Annotated in this window: 22 protein-coding genes; 14 read left to right on the forward strand and 8 right to left on the reverse strand. The window is 34.2% G+C overall.

Annotated features, from left to right (window positions below; all coding sequences use genetic code 11):
* Positions 1 to 151 precede the first annotated feature (151 nt).
* The 5 genes from JNUCC51_RS22935 (at position 152) to JNUCC51_RS22955 (ending at position 5,049) form a co-directional block, all read left to right on the forward strand.
* Positions 152 to 637, forward strand: coding sequence for an Lrp/AsnC family transcriptional regulator (locus JNUCC51_RS22935; RefSeq protein WP_049664859.1), 486 nt, complete (start codon positions 152 to 154; stop codon positions 635 to 637).
* An 80-nt stretch (positions 638 to 717) separates the two neighbouring features.
* Positions 718 to 1,287: a histidine phosphatase family protein gene (locus JNUCC51_RS22940; protein WP_337989919.1), complete on the forward strand. Its 570-nt coding sequence runs from the start codon at positions 718 to 720 to the stop codon at positions 1,285 to 1,287.
* A gap of 63 nt (positions 1,288 to 1,350) precedes the next feature.
* On the forward strand, positions 1,351 to 2,571 hold the full coding sequence (locus JNUCC51_RS22945) for a phosphoenolpyruvate hydrolase family protein (protein ID WP_337989920.1): 1,221 nt from the start codon (positions 1,351 to 1,353) through the stop codon (positions 2,569 to 2,571).
* Between the two features lie 431 nt (positions 2,572 to 3,002).
* Complete coding sequence (locus JNUCC51_RS22950) at positions 3,003 to 4,262, forward strand: Tm-1-like ATP-binding domain-containing protein (protein WP_337989921.1); 1,260 nt, start codon at positions 3,003 to 3,005, stop codon at positions 4,260 to 4,262.
* Positions 4,228 to 5,049 (forward strand): phosphoenolpyruvate hydrolase family protein, encoded by an 822-nt coding sequence (locus JNUCC51_RS22955; protein WP_443137018.1) that lies wholly within the window; start codon positions 4,228 to 4,230, stop codon positions 5,047 to 5,049. Before JNUCC51_RS22950 ends, JNUCC51_RS22955 begins: the two co-directional genes overlap by 35 nt.
* Positions 5,050 to 5,349: 300 nt before the next feature.
* On the opposite strand, the gene JNUCC51_RS22960 is transcribed toward JNUCC51_RS22955, so the two are convergent.
* A complete protein-coding gene (locus tag JNUCC51_RS22960) occupies positions 5,350 to 5,532 on the reverse strand; it encodes a hypothetical protein (RefSeq protein ID WP_337989923.1) in 183 nt (60 codons plus the stop codon).
* Between the two features lie 589 nt (positions 5,533 to 6,121).
* On the opposite strand from JNUCC51_RS22960, the gene JNUCC51_RS22965 reads away from it, so the two are divergent.
* Positions 6,122 to 6,544: a hypothetical protein gene (locus JNUCC51_RS22965; protein WP_337989924.1), complete on the forward strand. Its 423-nt coding sequence runs from the start codon at positions 6,122 to 6,124 to the stop codon at positions 6,542 to 6,544.
* Positions 6,545 to 6,817: 273 nt separating this feature from the next.
* Positions 6,818 to 7,069 carry a hypothetical protein gene (locus JNUCC51_RS22970; RefSeq protein ID WP_337989925.1) on the forward strand — a complete coding sequence of 84 codons (252 nt, stop codon included), beginning with the start codon at positions 6,818 to 6,820 and terminating at the stop codon, positions 7,067 to 7,069.
* A gap of 96 nt (positions 7,070 to 7,165) precedes the next feature.
* Here the strand turns inward: JNUCC51_RS22970 and JNUCC51_RS22975 are convergent, their stop codons facing one another.
* The 5 genes from JNUCC51_RS22975 to JNUCC51_RS22995 all read right to left on the reverse strand — a co-directional run bounded on the left by JNUCC51_RS22975 (position 7,166) and on the right by JNUCC51_RS22995 (position 10,325).
* Positions 7,166 to 7,558: a YkvA family protein gene (locus tag JNUCC51_RS22975; protein ID WP_337989926.1), complete on the reverse strand. Its 393-nt coding sequence runs from the start codon at positions 7,556 to 7,558 to the stop codon at positions 7,166 to 7,168.
* A gap of 173 nt (positions 7,559 to 7,731) precedes the next feature.
* Positions 7,732 to 8,121 (reverse strand): spore coat protein, encoded by a 390-nt coding sequence (locus tag JNUCC51_RS22980; protein ID WP_337989927.1) that lies wholly within the window; start codon positions 8,119 to 8,121, stop codon positions 7,732 to 7,734.
* A gap of 212 nt (positions 8,122 to 8,333) precedes the next feature.
* Positions 8,334 to 8,447, reverse strand: coding sequence for a YjcZ family sporulation protein (locus tag JNUCC51_RS22985; RefSeq protein ID WP_337989928.1), 114 nt, complete (start codon positions 8,445 to 8,447; stop codon positions 8,334 to 8,336).
* 695 nt (positions 8,448 to 9,142) lie between these two features.
* A complete protein-coding gene (locus JNUCC51_RS22990) occupies positions 9,143 to 9,259 on the reverse strand; it encodes a YjcZ family sporulation protein (protein WP_337989929.1) in 117 nt (38 codons plus the stop codon).
* Positions 9,260 to 9,695: 436 nt separating this feature from the next.
* Complete coding sequence (locus JNUCC51_RS22995; RefSeq protein WP_337989930.1) at positions 9,696 to 10,325, reverse strand: LysE family translocator; 630 nt, start codon at positions 10,323 to 10,325, stop codon at positions 9,696 to 9,698.
* A 318-nt stretch (positions 10,326 to 10,643) separates the two neighbouring features.
* Here JNUCC51_RS22995 and JNUCC51_RS23000 point away from each other — a divergent pair, with 318 nt between their 5' ends.
* Positions 10,644 to 11,201 carry a helicase gene (locus tag JNUCC51_RS23000; RefSeq protein ID WP_337989931.1) on the forward strand — a complete coding sequence of 186 codons (558 nt, stop codon included), beginning with the start codon at positions 10,644 to 10,646 and terminating at the stop codon, positions 11,199 to 11,201.
* An 811-nt stretch (positions 11,202 to 12,012) separates the two neighbouring features.
* Complete coding sequence (locus JNUCC51_RS23005; RefSeq protein ID WP_337989932.1) at positions 12,013 to 12,270, forward strand: YjcQ family protein; 258 nt, start codon at positions 12,013 to 12,015, stop codon at positions 12,268 to 12,270.
* A gap of 428 nt (positions 12,271 to 12,698) precedes the next feature.
* On the opposite strand, the gene JNUCC51_RS23010 is transcribed toward JNUCC51_RS23005, so the two are convergent.
* The gene (locus JNUCC51_RS23010; protein ID WP_337989933.1) at positions 12,699 to 12,902 is read right to left on the reverse strand and encodes a hypothetical protein; all 204 of its coding nucleotides are present in this window, start codon (positions 12,900 to 12,902) and stop codon (positions 12,699 to 12,701) included.
* Positions 12,903 to 12,973: 71 nt separating this feature from the next.
* Positions 12,974 to 13,099 (reverse strand): hypothetical protein, encoded by a 126-nt coding sequence (locus JNUCC51_RS23015; RefSeq protein ID WP_337989934.1) that lies wholly within the window; start codon positions 13,097 to 13,099, stop codon positions 12,974 to 12,976.
* Positions 13,100 to 14,225: 1,126 nt separating this feature from the next.
* Between JNUCC51_RS23015 and JNUCC51_RS23020 the strand changes: the two genes are divergently transcribed.
* The 5 genes from JNUCC51_RS23020 to JNUCC51_RS23040 all read left to right on the forward strand — a co-directional run bounded on the left by JNUCC51_RS23020 (position 14,226) and on the right by JNUCC51_RS23040 (position 18,789).
* Positions 14,226 to 16,301, forward strand: coding sequence for a serine hydrolase domain-containing protein (locus tag JNUCC51_RS23020; RefSeq protein WP_337989935.1), 2,076 nt, complete (start codon positions 14,226 to 14,228; stop codon positions 16,299 to 16,301).
* A 276-nt stretch (positions 16,302 to 16,577) separates the two neighbouring features.
* Positions 16,578 to 16,634 carry a hypothetical protein gene (locus tag JNUCC51_RS23025; RefSeq protein WP_337992283.1) on the forward strand — a complete coding sequence of 19 codons (57 nt, stop codon included), beginning with the start codon at positions 16,578 to 16,580 and terminating at the stop codon, positions 16,632 to 16,634.
* A 132-nt stretch (positions 16,635 to 16,766) separates the two neighbouring features.
* Positions 16,767 to 17,219 carry a CBO0543 family protein gene (locus JNUCC51_RS23030; protein WP_337989936.1) on the forward strand — a complete coding sequence of 151 codons (453 nt, stop codon included), beginning with the start codon at positions 16,767 to 16,769 and terminating at the stop codon, positions 17,217 to 17,219.
* Between the two features lie 343 nt (positions 17,220 to 17,562).
* Positions 17,563 to 17,979 (forward strand): DUF2243 domain-containing protein, encoded by a 417-nt coding sequence (locus JNUCC51_RS23035; protein WP_443137019.1) that lies wholly within the window; start codon positions 17,563 to 17,565, stop codon positions 17,977 to 17,979.
* Between the two features lie 12 nt (positions 17,980 to 17,991).
* Positions 17,992 to 18,789 (forward strand): cytochrome c oxidase assembly protein, encoded by a 798-nt coding sequence (locus JNUCC51_RS23040; protein ID WP_337989938.1) that lies wholly within the window; start codon positions 17,992 to 17,994, stop codon positions 18,787 to 18,789.
* Positions 18,790 to 19,165 lie beyond the last annotated feature (376 nt).

The raw sequence follows: 19,165 nt of genomic DNA on the forward strand, positions 1-19,165 counted from the left end.
TAATAACATTTTTAATATTCTAACTGTATAATATTTTGTGTGATAAATAAAAAACAAAATAACAGTAAGAATAATTGGATTTAACGGAATATAATTAATAATAGTTGTCGATTGTAGCTCGAATTTCGAATAAAAAAAGGGGGAAAAATGCATGAAAGATGTTGAAAGAAAATTATTAGATAGTATTGATATTCAACTACTAGATATTTTGCAGAGAGAAGTACAGATAAGTAATGCAGAAATAGCGAGACGGGTGAATTTGTCCCCACCGGCAACCCATACAAGAATAAAACGTTTAGAAAGTGAAGGGTTTATTGACAAACAAGTTGCCATTTTAAATCAAGAAAAACTGGGATTCGATTTGTTGTGCTATGTTTTTATGAGTACAAATATTCATCAAGCGAAGGAATTAGAAGCTTTAGAAAATGCCTTAAAAACAATGACAGAAATATTAGAATGTCATTGTTTAACAGGAGAGTATGATTATCTTTTAAAGGTTGTTATTAGGGATCGAAAAGAATTAGATCGTTTTATAAGAAAATTAAATAGACTGGGCATATCTCGCATTCAAACGAACTTATCTTTACGAGAAATTAAATATTCAACAGTTTTACCAATATCAGAAGATGAACAGTAGAAGTTCTTTAGAGCAATATGATTTTAGCTTCGTTACATAAATGGTTTTAGGTCTAAAACTCAAGCACAATAGGAGGCATTATGAAAACATTCATTTATATGGTCCGACACGGCGATTCACCAAAAGACGGAAATGAGAGAACGAGAGAATTAACTGAAAAAGGTAGGATAGACGCTCAACGAATAACTGATATTCTACAAAAAGAGGGCATTGATATTGTTATCTCGAGCCCGTATAGTCGTTCAATCCTAACTGTTCAGAAAGTAGCTGAACAAATAGAAAAAGAAGTAATTGTATTTGAAGACCTTAAGGAGCAAACATTTATTGCTGGAGATAAGCGAATTTCTGACAAGGAACTATACCCTTTATTAGAAAAGTCATTTTCTGACCCAACCTATGCTTTAGCGGGAGGCGAGTCTAATGCTGACTGCCAGAAACGTGCTATTAAAGTATTAAAAGGATTATTAAATACATACCAAGGACAGAAAGTAGTTATAGGAACACATGGGGCAGTTATGACATTAATGATGGAGTTTTATGATAGTAAATACGATTTGAACTTTTTACTACAAACAACAAAGCCAGACATCTACAGAATGGAATTCGATGGGCAAGAGTTGGTCGATGTAAAAAGACTATGGAAAACTTAAGTAAAATGTACATTACAATAGAAGAGGATAATCATTCATAACTTTAATAGAGGTGAAGGTTATATGGAGGAAGAGCTAAATAAGAAGTATGAAATAAACAATTATATTAAAAAACAAATTAATAAAAATAGTTATATTTTAGGTGTTGCTGCTGGTTCTGGAATGACTGCTAAATACGCAGAACAAGGTGGCGCAGATTTTATTTTAGCTCTAAATTCAGGACGATTCAGATTAATGGGGGTTAGTTCATTAGCTGGTTTCTTACCGTATGCAAATAGTAATGAAGTTGTCATGGATTTTGCATGTAAAGAGATCCTACCTATGATTAAAAAAATTCCAGTTTGTTTTGGTTTATGTGCAACAGATCCAACAATTGAATTAGATAGCTATATCGATTTGATTAAGAAAAAAGGCTTTGCAGGCATTAATAATTACCCAAGTATAGGCCTAGTAGATGGGCTTTTTAGAGAAGCTTTAGAAGAACAAGGAATTACATATGAAAAAGAGGTAGAAGCAATTCGTATTGCAAGTGAAAAAGGATTGTTTACTGTAGCCTTTGTATTTAACGAAGAGCAAGCAATAAGTATGATAAAAGCTGGTGCAGATATTATTTGTGTTCACTTAGGATTAACGAATGGTGGATCGTTAGGGGCTAAAAAGATTTTATCTTTACAAGCTGCCAAAAAGATGGCGGTAAATATTTTTAAAAGATGTAATGAACTAAATCCGAACATTATTAAAATGATTTACGGTGGCCCGGTAAATAAACCAATAGATGTTCAATATATGTATGATGATACTACGATTATGGGTTATATCGGGGGCTCTGTGTTTGAAAGGATTCCAAATGAACAAGCTCTCATACATATTACTAAGTCATTTAAGGAAACCAACGATTTTCAGTTTGATGATTTAATCGGTAAAATTACTGATGGTCTAGGAAGTCAAACTGATTATATTAATTTTATTAAGAAATACATCAGTTTGCATTATATGGATGAAATATCATTAAATGAAGTGGCAGAAATATTAAATTTGTCTCGTTCTTATTTAAGCACATTATTCAAAAATGAGGTGGGTATTTCATTTTCAGAATATCTTATAAATTTTCGACTTAATAGGGCAATCGAAATTTTGAAATTAGAAAAATTACCACTAAATAATATTGCTGAAATGGTAGGTTATCATGATTACACCCAATTTAGTAAAATATTTAAAAAATATAAAGGTGTGTCACCTAAAAACTATTTAACTTCTTTCAGCAGGTGTTTGGACACCCCCTGAAATAGAGTACGCCGCGTCCTGTGGCAATTTATCTGTGTGAAGCGAAGAGGCAGTAACCACAACAACAACAACGACTGATTGACCAACTTCGTGCTGTTGCTGTCGCTACGTTAGCACTACGCTTTCGCACAAAAAACATCTGTTGCTGTCGCTACGTTAGCACTACGCTTTCGCACAAAAAACATCTGTTGCTGCCGCTACGTTTCACTACGCTTTCGCACAAAAAACATCTGTTGGCCTAATGCCTTTGGTCGATTCCAGACGCAATTATGCCAAGAAATAATTGATAATATAACAAAGAGACAATTTTATAGAACAAAAACACATTAACTCTCCCGAAATAATACGTTATCATGGAATGGAGTAATAAATGAAACCGCTTTCTTATATGATTATTTAACGTTTTAAGATCAAGAAGGGAGAGAGTTGATATGAAAACAATTGCTTTGGCTGGAACATTTGATTCAAAAGGAAAAGAATATTTATATGTAAAAGAGTTGATAGAATCGTTAGGTTTCAATACTTTCACGATTCATACAGGTGTTTTTAACCCAGTTTTTGAGCCTGACATATCAAATGCTGAAGTAGCTGCTGCAGCTGGAGAAGATATATATGAAATTGCAGCAAAAAGAGATCGAGCAAATGCTACTGCAGTTCTTGCAAAAGGGATGGAAGTGCTTTTGCCGAAATTGTATGAAGAAGGTAAATTCGATGGTGTATTATCGTTTGGAGGTACTGGTGGGTCATCTATTGTAACAACGGGCATGAGAGCTTTACCAATTGGTGTTCCTAAAGTAATGGTTTCAACAGTCGCTTCTGGCAATACGGAGCCGTATGTAGGGACTAGCGACATCATAATGATTCCGTCAGTAGTAGACGTTGCTGGTTTAAATGTAATTTCGACTAAAATATTTACGAATGCAGTATTTGCGATAGCAGGTATGCTTAACTTTGAAAATAAAACGATAATGAAAAAGAAGCCCCTTATTGCTGCAACTATGTTTGGACTAACAACACCATGTATTAATCAGGCTAAAGATTACTTAGAGGCTAAAGGCTATGAGGTATTAATTTTCCATGCAACAGGTGTTGGTGGTCGTACAATGGAGAATTTAATAGCTAATGGTTTTATAGATGGTGTACTTGACATTACAACCACTGAATGGGCCGATGAGTTAATTGGGGGTGTATTGAAAGCTGGACCGCATCGTTTAGAAGCAGCTTCAATAAAACAAATTCCTCAGGTGGTATCAGTGGGTGCAATAGATATGGTGAACTTTGGTCCATTTGATTCTGTCCCAGCTAGATTTAAAGGCCGAAAATTTTATAAGCATAATCCGACTGTTACTTTAATGCGCACGTCTGTTGAAGAGAACAAGCAAATAGGTGAGGTAATTGCTGAAAAATTATCATTAGCTAAAGGGCACACGGCATTATTTTTGCCGTTAAAAGGACTCTCAGGTCTTGATGTTGAAGGGCTGCCTTTCTACGGTTTAGAGGAAGACCGGATGTTATTTAATACATTAAGAGAAAATGTTGACCAAAGTAAAGTGGAAATGATTGAAATTAATGCGGACATAAATAGCGAGGAGTTTGCACTAGGTGCAGCGAAAAAATTAATTGAATTAATAGAAAATAAAGGGCGTGAAAACGATGATGTTACAGAGACAAGAAATATTGAAACGTTTTAAAGAAGAAATTAATAAAGGAAATATTCTTCTAGGAGTTGGCGCTGGTACCGGAATTACAGCTAAAAGTAGTGAAGCTGGAGGGGCCGACATGCTAATTGTCTATAATTCAGGTCGTTATAGAATGGCTGGACGTGGTTCACTAGCTGGTTTATTAGCATATGGTGATGCTAATCAAATTGTTGTTGAAATGGGTAATGAAGTATTACCAGTTGTTAAGGATACCCCAGTACTAGCTGGTGTTAATGGAACAGATCCTTTTAAAGTAATGAGTGTTTTCTTAAAGCAGTTGAAAGATCAAGGGTTTAGTGGCGTTCAAAATTTCCCTACAGTTGGATTAATTGACGGTGTTTTTCGTCAAAATCTAGAGGAAACAGGAATGGGCTATGATTTAGAAGTAGATATGATTAGAAAAGCCCATGAATTAGATTTGCTAACTACTCCATATGTTTTCGATGAAGAGCAAGCAAAGAAAATGGCTGAAGCTGGTGCAGATATTTTAGTGGCCCACATGGGATTAACAACAAAAGGAACGATTGGTGCACAAACAGCATTAACTTTAGATGACTGTGTCGATCGAATCCAAAAAATTGTTAATGCTGGTAAGTCTATAAATCCTGATATATTAGCAATTTGCCATGGAGGTCCAATTGCAGAACCGGAAGATGCTACTTATATTATTGAAAGAGTAGATGGAATTGCTGGATTCTTTGGTGCATCTAGTATTGAAAGATTTGCTGCAGAAAAAGGAATCAAGGAGCAAACTGAATCTTTTAAGGGTATAAAATAATTAGCTAGTTTTTTCTTACGATAGCCTGAGTCACTCATTAGTAAACGTGAGTGACTTTTTTGTATTCTACAAAACCCTCTTGCTTGCAAGGGGATTAGAAAGAAAAAGTGAACTGTAAGTTGTAGAGCATATTGTTGGGCTTATGTTGATAGAAAAAACCTCAACTAAGGTATGTCTGAAATATGGACAGTGAAAAAGCGGAAAAGAGGTTATCAATTTGCGTAGGTGAGCTAAGTGAATCTTGAGAGTGGATGTGCAATAGCATTAAGAAAAGAGCGTTACAATAAAGCAACGCTAAGTTCAAGAAGTTCTAAACAACTTTACAACACTAGAAACAAAACCAATTAATCCGCAAATCAAGAATATATATGCTACTAGTATAGACATAGCTTCTAAGTTGTTTGTAAAGATTCTATATCCTCCTAATGTACATAATGCTAAACCACTAACTGAGCTAAGTAATATTCTATTCTTTTCAGTCATTAAAATCACCCCCAATAATTGGATTGATAATATGTTAACATAAAATTGGGAATAGGTTAACTTATGTTCAGAAGTTTTTACTTGGAGAATATCATGCTAACAATGACTTTAATAAACACTATGTGGGTTAATCGAAAGAAATGAACAGTATAGAAATGGTGACAACATTAAATTACAACGGGATAGTATAATTTATGGGAGATTTTAAAGTAAGCACGAAAAGTCGTTAACATATCGCATTTTTGTTTCTCTACTAAAACGATTTGAGAAATTGCTAATAATTAATAATTTATTTTCTATCAAGTGGATCTCTTTTAGATTATTCCTGAAGAAGTGAATACTGTACCGGTACTTGCCAAGTCGGGTAGAACATTCAAAAGACTACCTATTGCAGATAAAAGTATAAGGAAAATGCCTGATACAACCCAAATATTACAGAGTTTAAATATTTTACAGTTCCTTCTTTATTGATTCATTTTTAATTATATATTTATTTGAAGATAACTCACTAAACACCATATTATAATCTAGTGAGAGTTAATTTTTTGTACATATAATAAAATTCGGAAATAAAAAGGAGGAATTTGGAATGTATAGGGTAATCTTCGTCATACTGATTGCCATTATTTTGAATGGATGCAATAAACCTATTGCTCAACCAGAAGGAAAAGTAATTGTAGATAGTGAAAACTATCCCATGATGCAAGGAGATTACCATTGGAAGGAAAAGGATGTTGAAATTAATACATTAAGTTCTCTTGATATTAATGGATTAGCAGATGCATTCGAAACATTAGAAGTAGGAAAAGGAGATACAATAAAATTTGAAATTGATCAAAACCCAATTTCTATTTTAGTAACTAAACTGAATGAAGATGGTACAAATGATAATGTTGAGATAAATGATAATAAATTAACTATGACTATGGGAGATGGATATTATATTTATGTACTTAAAGCAACATGGAATAAGGGGAAAGAAACTTTTGTTTTTGATGTAAATGTAAAGTAAATAAAGAGGGAACGAGTCTTTACGAAATTTTCTGAAGGCACTAACAGACAGAAGAATTACCTGTTTTGTTGGTGTCTCTTTTTTATTTCATTATGAAAATGTAAAAAGTACTCTACAAACGAGGGTTAGCCTTTTACTGTTTGTAATTATTAGGGATGCCATTTTTTATTACCAGGTACAAACTGAGGATGAAAACAATTAAAGAAAACAAGTGAATTAACATATTTATTTGAATATAATGTTTGAAACTAAAAGAATTAGGGGGGCGGTGTAGTGAGCGATATAGATAAACGAAACAGATTAAGTGAAGAACCGTTTGATTATCAAATAACGAAAAAAGGAACGGTTGTCATATATTATGAAGGGAAACAAATAAAAAATGTAAAAGATAGAGAGGCTGAGCGTCTTATAGCAAGAATTAAGGAGGTTGAAAATAATATAACAGCAGTACAGTTATTATTAGCTAAAATTACGGGTAATTTTAAACGTGGTAACGAGAAATTTGGGAAAATGAAAAGAAAGTAAATCAAAGGCTTTACTTCCTTAATTTGCGAAGGTGGATATGTGAATATTGAAAAGAAAATGTTCAGCAAGGAAGGAGTAATCTTGCTGAACATTTCTCTAAATATAATGAAAAATAATTTTACTAATCCAAGCAGCAAAGATAATCCAGATAATTATAAAAAGTATCCCAACAAACCAATTCTTTGGTTTTCCAGATAGTTTTAACTTTTCTGCAGCTTCTTCATTATCCTCTACTACATGTGGTGGAATTAATTTTAAAGCGAAGACAATTCCCAAAGGTACAATTATTAAATCATCAAGATACCCTAAAACAGGAATGAAATCTGGAATTAAATCTATTGGACTAAAAGCATATGCAACTACGAGTATTGCCACAAGTTTTGCATACCATGGTGATCTGGGATCTTTATAGGACAAGTAAAGTACAAATAAATTTTGTTTTAATTTTTTTGCAAAGACTTTTAATTTTGATATTAAACTGTTGTTCATTGAAGATCTTCCCTTTCATTACTATGAAGTATAAGCTATCTAAGTAAAAAGGGAAATAAAAACTAATGAACTGTATGAGGAAAAGTTAAGGGGGGGCGCCTTTTTTTAGGTTGTTCAATAAGTCCTCATGTCAGTCAGTATCAAAGTTGTGCTCAATATATAATTCGAATTTATTAATTAATGAAGTCTTGAGGAATACATTCACGCACACCAGAATTTCTCAATGAATTAAATAATGCTGCACCGATCCTTAAGAGAACATTGGTGTCAGTTCCATTTTCTAAATCATAGATTACGTAGTATGCATTATCAACTGTAAAAATACATTTTCGTTCTAATTCAAATCCTGGCGGTATAGTTGGAAGTTTAATAACTGGTCGAATGACAGGTGTATCACCTTCATCTCTGATAAAATTGAAAGTTTGTTGGTCAATCTCATAGATATTAACTGGATCAATCTCTATACCTTTTTCTGGAACTGTAACTTCATCTTCAACAAATAGGAAAAAGCGTTCGTTTCGGAAATTGAAAAGACTTCTAGAGCCAATTTCAAATGTTGCCATTTATATTCACCTCCTCTCATATTAATAAGTTATTCATATCGAATGCAGTTGTTTGGACAAAAAGGAAGGTGGAGTGAAGAATAGTGAATATTATATTTTCAATACTTATAATTAGCCACTGTTTCTAGACCGAAGTCTGTCCTATTGGGTAGTTTTGAGTAAAGTAACTATAAAAGGGTCACCAGGCTGGGGCGACCCTTAAATCGGAAATATTAATACTCTCTATTCATGAAAGTAGCGCCGATAATAATTAGAAGTATAAATAGAACAACAATTAAGGCAAATGTTGAACCATTACCATATCCGCCTCCATAGTAGCATCCCATAAAATATCCCTCCTTTCTACAATATATAATATGTAAACTATGAAGGAGGAGTGGGGTGTTAAACCATTAAGTTATAGGCATTAAAAAATACATTTTAGTGAGATAAGACAATAAAAAGGGTCACATGGGATAGGAGTGACCCTTAGAAAAAAATTTGGGAGGGTAAGGCTAAATTAGCTTTACCTTACTATTATTATGATGTGATAGCTATGTTTGTATAGTGAATTGCCTGTGAAATAGATTAAAAAATAAAGCGCAAGCGTCGTCAAATGATACCTTAAACTAATGAACTAATGATAAAAGAAAACTAATGAAGGGTCACTCGGTTGGATGTGCCCCAATGTATAGACTATTTAAACTTATAAACTTTCTTAACTTTCATTGAAACTAGTTCACCACTATTCGTACAAACAGTCAAAATTAGTGGTGAACTCGAAAAATGAGCTCGTGCTTAATGGGTATTACATTTGCCATAGATCCACCTAATTCACCTGGTGCTAAGGAATCCTCACCATAAGCCTTATTAATCAAATTATTTCTTTCTGTATTATCACCTTGTTATGTAATTTATGTAAATTTCATCATGGAAAGGCACTGTTGTCACCATATTCTACAGTAAACTAATGAACAATATGAGGGAGGGAAAGCAACTTTAAAAGGGTCACCAGGCTGGGGGCAACCCTTAATCGAAAATGTTAATACCCTCTATTCATGAAAGTAGCGCCGATAATAATTAAAAGTATAAATAGAACAACAATTAAAGCAAATGATGAACCATATCCACCATATCCGCCACCATAATAGCACCCCATAAAATATCCCTCCTTTCTATAATCTATAATATGTAAGCTGTTGAAGAGAAGTGGGGTGTTAAACCATTTAGCTGTAGGGATTAAAAAATATATTTTTGTGAGATAAGACTATAAAAAAGGGTCACTTGGGATAGGAGTGACCCTTAGAAAAAAGATTAGGAGGAGTAAGGCTAAATTAGCTTTACCTTATTATTATTATGATGTGATAGCTATGTTTGTATAGTGAATTGCCTGTGAAATAGATTAAAAAATAAAAAAACCGTAACGTCATCGCATCCTACATTAAACTAATGAAAAATATGAGAGAAATGTGCAATAGAAGAAGTGGATAAATAAGAAAACAGTCCCTTCAATTTGAAAGGACTGTTCAATTAAAGTGAACTATTTTAAATCTAATATAACATTTTTTAAATAGGGGGCATTGTTATACTCAAATTTATTGCGGGGCTTTCGTTTGAAGCAACTTTATCCCCATTCCAATAAATATCATTCCTGTTATCTTATTCAGAATCATTCCTACCTTTTGGTTTCCTCTTAGCTTTTTAGTAACATACGAGGAAAAATAAGCAACAAATAAACACCATAGTAGTCCGGTTGCTGTAAAAGTAAGTCCTAAAATTAAAAAAGCAATTGGACCTGATGCCTTAACATCTATAAACTGTGGGAGAAACGCAATAAAAAATAAAGAAACTTTTGGATTCGTTAGACTTGTTAAAAGTCCCTGTATATAAATTTTTCTTAAGTTTAATTTATTTGATAATGCTTCGAAACCGATGTTTGACTTATCAAGTATCATTTTAATCCCTAAATAAACGAGATAAATAACTCCAATAATTTTAATGGTGTTAAATAAAACAATAGATTTTGTAAGTATGATCGATAAGCCACAAGCAACGAATAACGTATGAACTAAGGAGCCAGTAATAATACCAAACACAGAGTAAATACCAGCTCTTCTACCCTGTGAAATACTTCTACCAACAATATACATGGTGTCCGCACCAGGGATTAGATTTATTAAAATCCCTGTTAATAAAAACATTTCATAATTAATAATACCGTACATAAAGCACCTCTATCTCTTTTTTGGGGGTGCCCTTATCAATATTAAAGTAAATGAATGAAAAATAAAAGGTTTTTTTAAAAGTGATAAAAGTTGTTTTTCTAGAAAATTTGGGAATGGCAATTGTTAGAGTAATAATTGGATTTTTGGTCAGATGATGAAGTAACTGGAAAGCTGCTTTTTTTAATACTTTTTTATTCTATCAACTAACAGCCTAGGTTAATTAAAAAGGGGAATTATAGGTGATTGTAGAATGATTAAATATAATCTTTTATATTGTATTTTCAAACTGTGTACCAAATTTGATAGGAGTGACTATAATTGCCTTTTGATAATTATGAAATATACCCTTATTGCCCATTTATCACCAGAACGGTGGAAGTTGGTGGACTTACTAAATCACAGCTTATTCAGAAATTGCAACAGTACTCTATCTTGATGAATGAGTATGGTGAGAAGTTATTTACTGATGATAAATTTACGACTTGTGATAAGAAATACAACCTACATACTGTTGAACTAACTGTTGGAGATCTTGGTTTTCCTGATGGAGCTAACACGGATCAAATCTTTAAAAAAGCTGAGGAACTTGGTTTGAAATTGTGTCCGCTTGAGCTAGGACCGCACCTAAGGATAGAGTATTTGGATCAACCTGAAGATTATTCAGGGAATTCCTTACAGAAACAACAAGCTCCATCTGGCTCTATAACAATAGCATCCGAAAAATTATCTGAAGACGATAATTTTCCTAAAGGTTTCTATCTTAGACGAATTAATGGTGTTTTATGGCTTCGTGGCTACTGTGCTGATCATCTACACGTTTGGAATCCTAACGATCATTTTATCTTTTGTCAAAAAACACTACTGGAAAAGAAATAAAGAACTTGAATATGTGAATAAGATGAATACGTTGTAATTCTCCTGAAAAGAGGAAATTAAAATTCTATTTTTGAGGAGGTTATATATGAAATATAAAAAAGAATTCTCGATGTTGTATTATTTATTTTATTAGGAAATAGATTTTCTTTGTTGCTATTTACATGGCCTCAAATACATTTATCAAACCAGCGAGAAGAGGTTATTATAGGAGGATGAATTAATAGTTATCCTAAAGAAATAAGTTTAATAAATTTGCAAGATATCCTTAGGTGTGTTTTTGTTTTGTTTTGAAAAGTTAGTATCGATCAGAGTTTCTCATCCATTGATTATTCAGTATTTGCCTTAAATGTTGTAAGAGGCTGACAATGATGGTCAGCCTCAAGCCTAATAATAAGTAACAGCTCATAGAACAAAAAGGACTTGATTATACTGAAAGCCACTAGCTATAACGGGGAATATCCGAGCTTACTAAGAGCCAATGCCATTTGATAATATCCAATACTATTAGGATGAACTCCTCTTGATGATATAAAAGCTTTTTATTCCCCTTAAATACACTATAGATATCAGCTACTTTAACATTCGACTCCCTACAAAAACTGTCCACTTTCTTTTTTACCGAATTATAACAAATTATTTGGTTCGGAAAGAATAAGCCGCAGCGTTTACATACGCTACAGCTCAAAATTGAACAAATATAATGAAAACTCAAAGGGTGGTTGTTGCGGTAAGGCTTTTTATTAAGGAGTCTTTAAGTGACAAAAGTTTCCTTTTATTCTATATTATTAAATAGATTGGAGGTAGCATTGTTTTGGATAAGGAAAAATTAATATTAGATATTTTAGAAGGATTAAATAATCAGGAAGAACCTAAATTTTATGATTTTGAAATTGAAAAACAAACATTCGGAGAAATCGTTGAAGTGATCCAAGAAAAAGGGTTCATTTCTGGTGCGAGTATTTACCGTGAATGTATAGTGAATAAAGTAATATCGGTTTCCTTGAATAAGGCCAAGGTTGAATCAAAAGGATTAAATTACATAGAAAATAATATTATGAGTCACATCTAACTGGTGTGGCTTTTTCTTTTGCTTTGAAAGCTGCATCAAACAGCCAATAAGGAGAATGCGCACCTATAAATAGTTAGATGAGACTTTAAATGCAATGAAAGGTGAAAAGCTTATAATGTCAAAGTTCTTCATAAATATCGTTTATGGTTAAAAGACTTAAGAAGTGACTATATACTAGAAACGTATGCTTGCTAAGAAAAATTTATAGGTGGTTAAGTTGATCTGAATATTTTAGTAATGTAAATATAAAACAGCAGGAGAAGATGGGGTTTTGCCAAGCAAGCTCTAAAAGCGAATGTAGAAGAATTAATTAGTGAATATCTAAATAAATGAAAACCAGGTACTTAAAAGAGTACCTGGTTCAGTTTGTAGACAATTTTTAAATTTTTTGAGTCTGTCTACAAAATAAAATTGAACAACTTTTTTATTCAGATATTCCAAATTGATATTAATCTCATAATATCATCTGAAATAACTAATAAAAACACTAAGACACTAGTGACGATTGAATATTTTTTTGCTTTCGTATCAGCCATATTGAAGATAACAATAATTGTCTGAAAGCCAAAAAATACAATTAGAGACCATAAGGCTGGTTCAATAATTAGAGCGAATAAACCTTCTATTGCCACTTAAATAACCTTCTCTCGTTGTTAAGGTGATTACAGTGAAGAATCCACCCATTAAGTATCATTACTTAATCTTAAATATACATAATTTGTGTGAAGATTTCCATATTTATTACATATTCTTGTGTTTTTATTTCACCATATGCCAAATAATTAAATGTTTCCTTTGGACGAAATACACCTTGAACTAGAAAATTCATTTCATATGCATCTATAGCTGTCGAGTAAACTCTGGAGATTTTGTCATAAGCTCCTTATATTACAAAAATCTGCCTTAAATCTCATATCTACAGAAGGTGCAAGAAGTCCAACGTACACTGTACCTCTTGTTATAACCTGGACCGTTACCTCCAACATCCACCAGTGCTACCACTAAGTAAAAGGTGTTATTAAATTAGTATCATTATCGATTGACGGTTTAATTACATTTCCTTCCTCATCGTAAAAAGTAGCTTCACTATAATCAACTCCAGTTACTGAAACATCTGAATACGCCCTGATATGAGAATAGGGAGTTGGATGTTCTGTACCCAAATTTCGTTTAAAAGTAACTATTCAGTTATGGAAGATGAATCAGTCCTTGAGGAATTAATCGTTGAACAGTAACGTACCCCATAAAGTCCTTTTACCTGCTTAAATATTCCAGCAAGCGGGGGGATAACGATGAAATAAGTCACTTGGTGTTGGAATGTAAGACTAAACTTGTCATTTCTTGCGCTTACCCGGGAAATTTTTTTTATTTCCTAACCTGTAACCACTTTTCCAATAGCTAATGGTAAGGCTGATAATATAAATAAAAACACAATTAGCTTTACAAATATAACGTGGCGCAGCACTAGCGAGATTTAATAAGTGAGCTAATTTGGCAATTACAATTAAATAGTTTACCGCAATAGACGAGCCTTATCCTTAGCATGGTAAGCGTTAGCATATTTTAGGGCAAAGATTCAGCCAGACGGTAAGCTATGGTGACTTAAAACCAGTACACTTCTTGGCGCTGAAGCAGCCAAAGAAGAAGAAAAACAGCTACACTTGCGAACTTGCAAATAAGTAGCTGCAAAATAGAAGATGACCAGCAAAGCTAATTGCCGAACGGGTCTTTATTATTTACTTAGTCATTATTAACAATAAGTCTTAAGCCTGATAGGGTATCAGTCTATCATTGTATTTACGAGTAAATAAAACTTTGATATTCTATTTATGGTAAATATTTCTTGATTAAGGGGGGCAATAAAGGTATTAAAGTGAACAAAAAAATTTTATTTGTGGGGCATTAATTATTGTTTTAGAAAGTGTATGTCTAGAAATCAAGGAGGCAGTTCTTTTATGAAAAATAAACTATCTGCGGTGTTAGCTGCTACTTTAGCGTTAACGATGAGCCTATCAACGGGGGCGATGGCGTCTTCTACCAGTCAAACTACGGTTGTGGCCAGCCAAGAATTGGCTATTCAAGAACTTAAAAAGATCGCGGCAGAGAAAGCTACTTTACTTACGAAATCCTATGAGACGACTAGCGTGCAGTATGCGCTAATTGATAATGGCAAGCTTATTTTGTCGGGTCAGGCAGGCAAGAACGATATGAAAGGGAAACAGCCGCTGACCAAAGATACCCTATACGGGATTGGTTCAGTCAGTAAAATGTATGCAACGGCGGCTGTGATGAAATTGGTCGACGAAGGAAAAGTCGATTTGGATACTCCTGTTGTCCACTATGTTCCTGATTTCAAAATGAAAGACGAACGTTATAAAAGCATTACGCCACGTATGTTGTTGAACCACTCCTCCGGCTTACAAGGTAGTACGCTTAGTAATTCATTTTTATTTAATGATAATGATACCTATGCTCATGATAACTTGTTGCAGCAATTGTCCAACCAGAGTTTGAAGGCGGATCCTGGCGCGTTCTCTGTATACTGCAACGACGGTTTTACGCTAGCCGAGATTATGGTGGAAAGAGTCAGCGGTATGAGCTTTACCGAATTTATACATCAACGGTTTACAGAACCCTTAAAGCTAAATAATACGAAAACACCGCAGGACAAATGGGAAGATGATAAGCGAGCTGGTCTTTATTTTCCAACGTTCCAAGGGCAACTTCCTACTGAATCGGTGAATGTGATTGGTACGGGAGGGATCTCTTCCACAGCAGAAGATATGGTGCGATTCTCACAAATATTTATGGGACAGGAAAAAGGAATCCTCTCTGATAAGGCAGTCAAGGCGATGGAGCAAGAGGAATATAAAAAAGGAATGTGGCCAGGGGATGGAGGTAATATTGTCAACTATGGTCTTGGCTGGGATAGTGTGAAACTATATCCATTCAGTGAATATGGGATAAAGGGCTTGGCTAAAGGTGGCGACACGGCACTGCAACATGCTTCACTGGTCGTACTTCCTGAACAGAAGATGGCAGTTGCTGTGTTGTCCTCCGGTGGTAGCAGCACTACAAATCAACTGATGGCGACTGATATACTGCTCGCCGCGCTTAAAGAGAAGGGCACAATTAAGGATATCAAGCCGAACAAATCCTTTGGCAAGCCGGTCAAGGCCAAGATGCCTCAAGACGTAGCAAAGCAAGCGGGTTTTTACGGCAATAGTTTCAGTCAATTCAAAATAGAAATTACTAAGAATGGGGAACTGATCTTACCATCTATTCCAGAAGCAAAATATGTATATACTGCGGATGGAAGCTTTATTAACGCGGAAGGTACCTCCAAGTTCAACTTCGTCACAGAGAAGAATAGACGAACATATTTGAAGGAGAGCACATTTATATCGTTACCAGGCTTAGGGCAAGTAATGATTACTCAATATGTAGCCGAGAAATTAGAAGACAATGTGCTATCTAAGGAAACCACTGCAGCATGGGCGAAGCGGGAAGGTGTAAACTTCTATCTTGTGAGCGAGAAATTTAGTTCTATACAATATTTAATGATGTCTACCACACAAATTAATAGCAAAGAAGGCATAGATGGCTATTGGGAAAGCAGAAAAATTACAGGCCCTAACACGGCGATGCATCAGTTCCAAATACCTGTGATGGGTGGCCGGGATACGTCAGAAGCCCGTTTCTATACAGAAGGCGGAGATGAATATATGGAGATGTCCGGATCTTTATTTGTAAGTGAATCCAACGTAAAACCGCTGGATGCAGGCCAATCATCCAAAGTTACGCTGCAAGCAAATGGGCATGCGAAATGGTTTACGATCCCACAAGCGGCAGCAGGGAAAACGATGACCGTGGCGTTGCCATCAAAGAGTTCGTTCGCGGTGTATGATGAGGAAGGTGTATGCGTCAATTTTACTGTTGTGAGCGGCAATAACAAAGTAAAACTGCCAAAGAACGGAACAGTTGTATTTGCTGGCTCGCCGAACTCGGAATTTGCAATTACGTTAAACTAGCTACAGCAAAAGCTGGTATTACAATTGGATATTCTGATGAAAAATTTAAACCCATAACGAATTAACTCGTGCTCACATGACAGCACTCCTATCTCGTGCAATGAAATATGTAGAAGATAATAAATAATACACAAAAGTCACTCATTTGAAAAATAATGAGTGACTTTTTTTTATGATGATTTTGTAGTATTGCACCTGCTCAATTTTTTATATCATCATATCATGAAAGGAAGTAATAACAAGATTATTTGGCATGATGACTCTCAAATTGTTGAGATGAATGTGAGGAAGTTTTATTCAGAACAGCCTAGAGCCGAGGTGACAATTGAATAGGGTGGTTGACAGTCGGTAAGGAAGTAAGGGCGTAGACCCAAGTAAACTTGAAACTTCGATGATCGTTTCAGAAGTAAAACAGTTTAAAATTAAAGGTTCGGTATATACTACCTAAAAAAGGATAGTATGATAATGATTTCAAATATAATCTTGGCTTTTGTTCTTCCTTGGTTTATTGGTATAGTGCATCTTTTTAAAAAAGATAAATTGTTATTGATTTTAGTTGCTCCGTTTTCTAGTGTAATTTCCTATTTTGTAAATACAGTAGCTTATTATTTTGGTTTTTGGGAGGTAACACCATTTCCAAAACAAAAAAATCTAGCATCTTTACCTTTTGAGTTAGGGTTTTATCCTATCTTGGCTTGTTACTTAGTCTTTTTCATTAGGACAAGTAAGAATCCTTATTTTGTTGTTGTTTTTATGTCTCTACTCACCACTTTGTTAGAACTATTATGTTTTTATGTGGGATGGATTATTTACGCAAATGGATGGAATATTTATCTAACATTTTTTTCTTATTTGTTCCCGTTTCTTATAGTGTACTGGTATTACAAATATTTAATTAAGCCATATATCTTACTTTGAAATTGAAATTAAAAATGATGAGGAAAAAATCTGTCCAAAAATAACATTGATGAAGCATAAACTTTTCAAATGCTATAGCTTACTAATGAACAATATTAAAAAGATCACTGAGTTGGAAGTGACCCTAGGTGACTAGTGAGGGGAGGCCGTGACAATCAACTACCGCCACAACCTAATAAGTGCGTAATATTACTAGTGACAGTCTTGTAAATTGTTTAAATCTCTTAACCTCATGGATAAACTAATTAAAATTTTAATTGAGGTGATTGGGTTGACCATATCTAATTTGCATGAGGAGAAAAAACATAAACACGAAAACCGTTTTCAGTATGGGCAACGTAATATGTGGACAGGTTTATTATTTGGTTTTGGCGTAGTGGCATTTATAGACGAGGTAATTTTCCATCAATTATTACATTGGCACCATTTCTATGATAAATCCACTGCTAATATCGGATTAGTCTCTGATGGATTATTTCACGCATTTAGCTTTTTTGCCACGATTGGCTCTTCCTTTTTACTTGCTGATCTTCATCGGAAAAGTGGATTTTGGTTAAAAAGATGGCTTGGAGGTATTTTTCTTGGGGCAGGAGCGTTTCAACTATACGATGGTATCATTCAACACAAGTTCATGAGGTTACATCAAATACGCTATAAAGTCAATATTCTTCCCTATGATTTAGGTTGGAATGTATTAGCAGCAATTTTAATTGTTATTGGTATTGTTTTACTAATACAAACTAACCAACAAAAACGTTAGGAGGATTCAACCTTGCATTCACATGAAACTTACACCCAAAATGTCTCCATCATTGTACAGCTGATATTAGTTTTGCCGTTTATGATTTCTTTTATCACTTATTTCGTTGCAGTCATTCTCTCAAATCAACATAAAAAAAAATGGCCTTATTTTCGCACAATATTTTGGATTCTTGGGCATATATGTGCCATTGTAACATTAATCGGTCCATTAGCAGAGCTTACACATGTTAATTTTTCAGCACATATGATTGGTCATCTATTGCTTGGAATGCTAGCACCGATCCTTATCGCGCTTGCAGCTCCAATTACTCTATTCTTGAGATCTATCCCAGTGGAAATGGCTCGTCGTATTTCCTGTATACTACGAAATTCTTACTTTAGTTTTGTGCGCAATCCAATCATAGCGTCTATTCTGAATGTAGGTGGTTTATGGTTGCTCTATACTACACCACTCTTTAACATGATGCACGAAAGTTCACTTTTATTTATTTTGATTCACATTCATATTTTTCTAGCAGGTTTTTTGTTTACCATTGCCTTTATATATATCGATCCAACTCCACATCAACTATCTTATGTTTTTCGCTCAATTGTTTTATTAGTAGCATTAACGGCTCATTCGATATTGTCCAAACATATTTATGCTTATCCACCTAATCATGTCCCCACCGAACAGGCAGAACTAGGTGCTATGATTATGTATTATGGCGGAGATGCGATTGAAATCGGACTCGTTTACTTACTATTTTACCAATGGTTTAAAAGGACAAGAAGTTCTATTTTAGCAATGGCCATTCCATCTAGATAAATTCTTACTTAATTATGTACCTTGGTATCTAGACTTTCTCAATTCGAAATGAAATAAAAAAATATTCTCACTGAACTTCCTTCAGTTTTACTAATCAGTATGAAGAAAGAGTCAAAAAAAATCCCCAGCTTTTAAACTGGGGAGAGACGGTTTGTCTGTTTTAATCAAAATTATTTTTCAGGATAATCCACATGCATTGGCAGAGAAACTAACCAACCTTTAGTTTTGTTTAGACGTAACAATTTAGCGCCACAACCTAGTAAGTGCGTGCGATACAATCAACGTTAATCTGTGCAAATTGAAGTTCCTTATACATTAAGAAAGCCGCAATGTCGTCACGCACTACAACGAAAAATGTGAAATGTATTGGCGGGAT

Source organism: Lysinibacillus sp. JNUCC 51 (genome assembly GCF_015999525.1).
GTDB classification, from domain to species: Bacteria; Bacillota; Bacilli; order Bacillales_A; family Planococcaceae; genus Lysinibacillus; species Lysinibacillus xylanilyticus.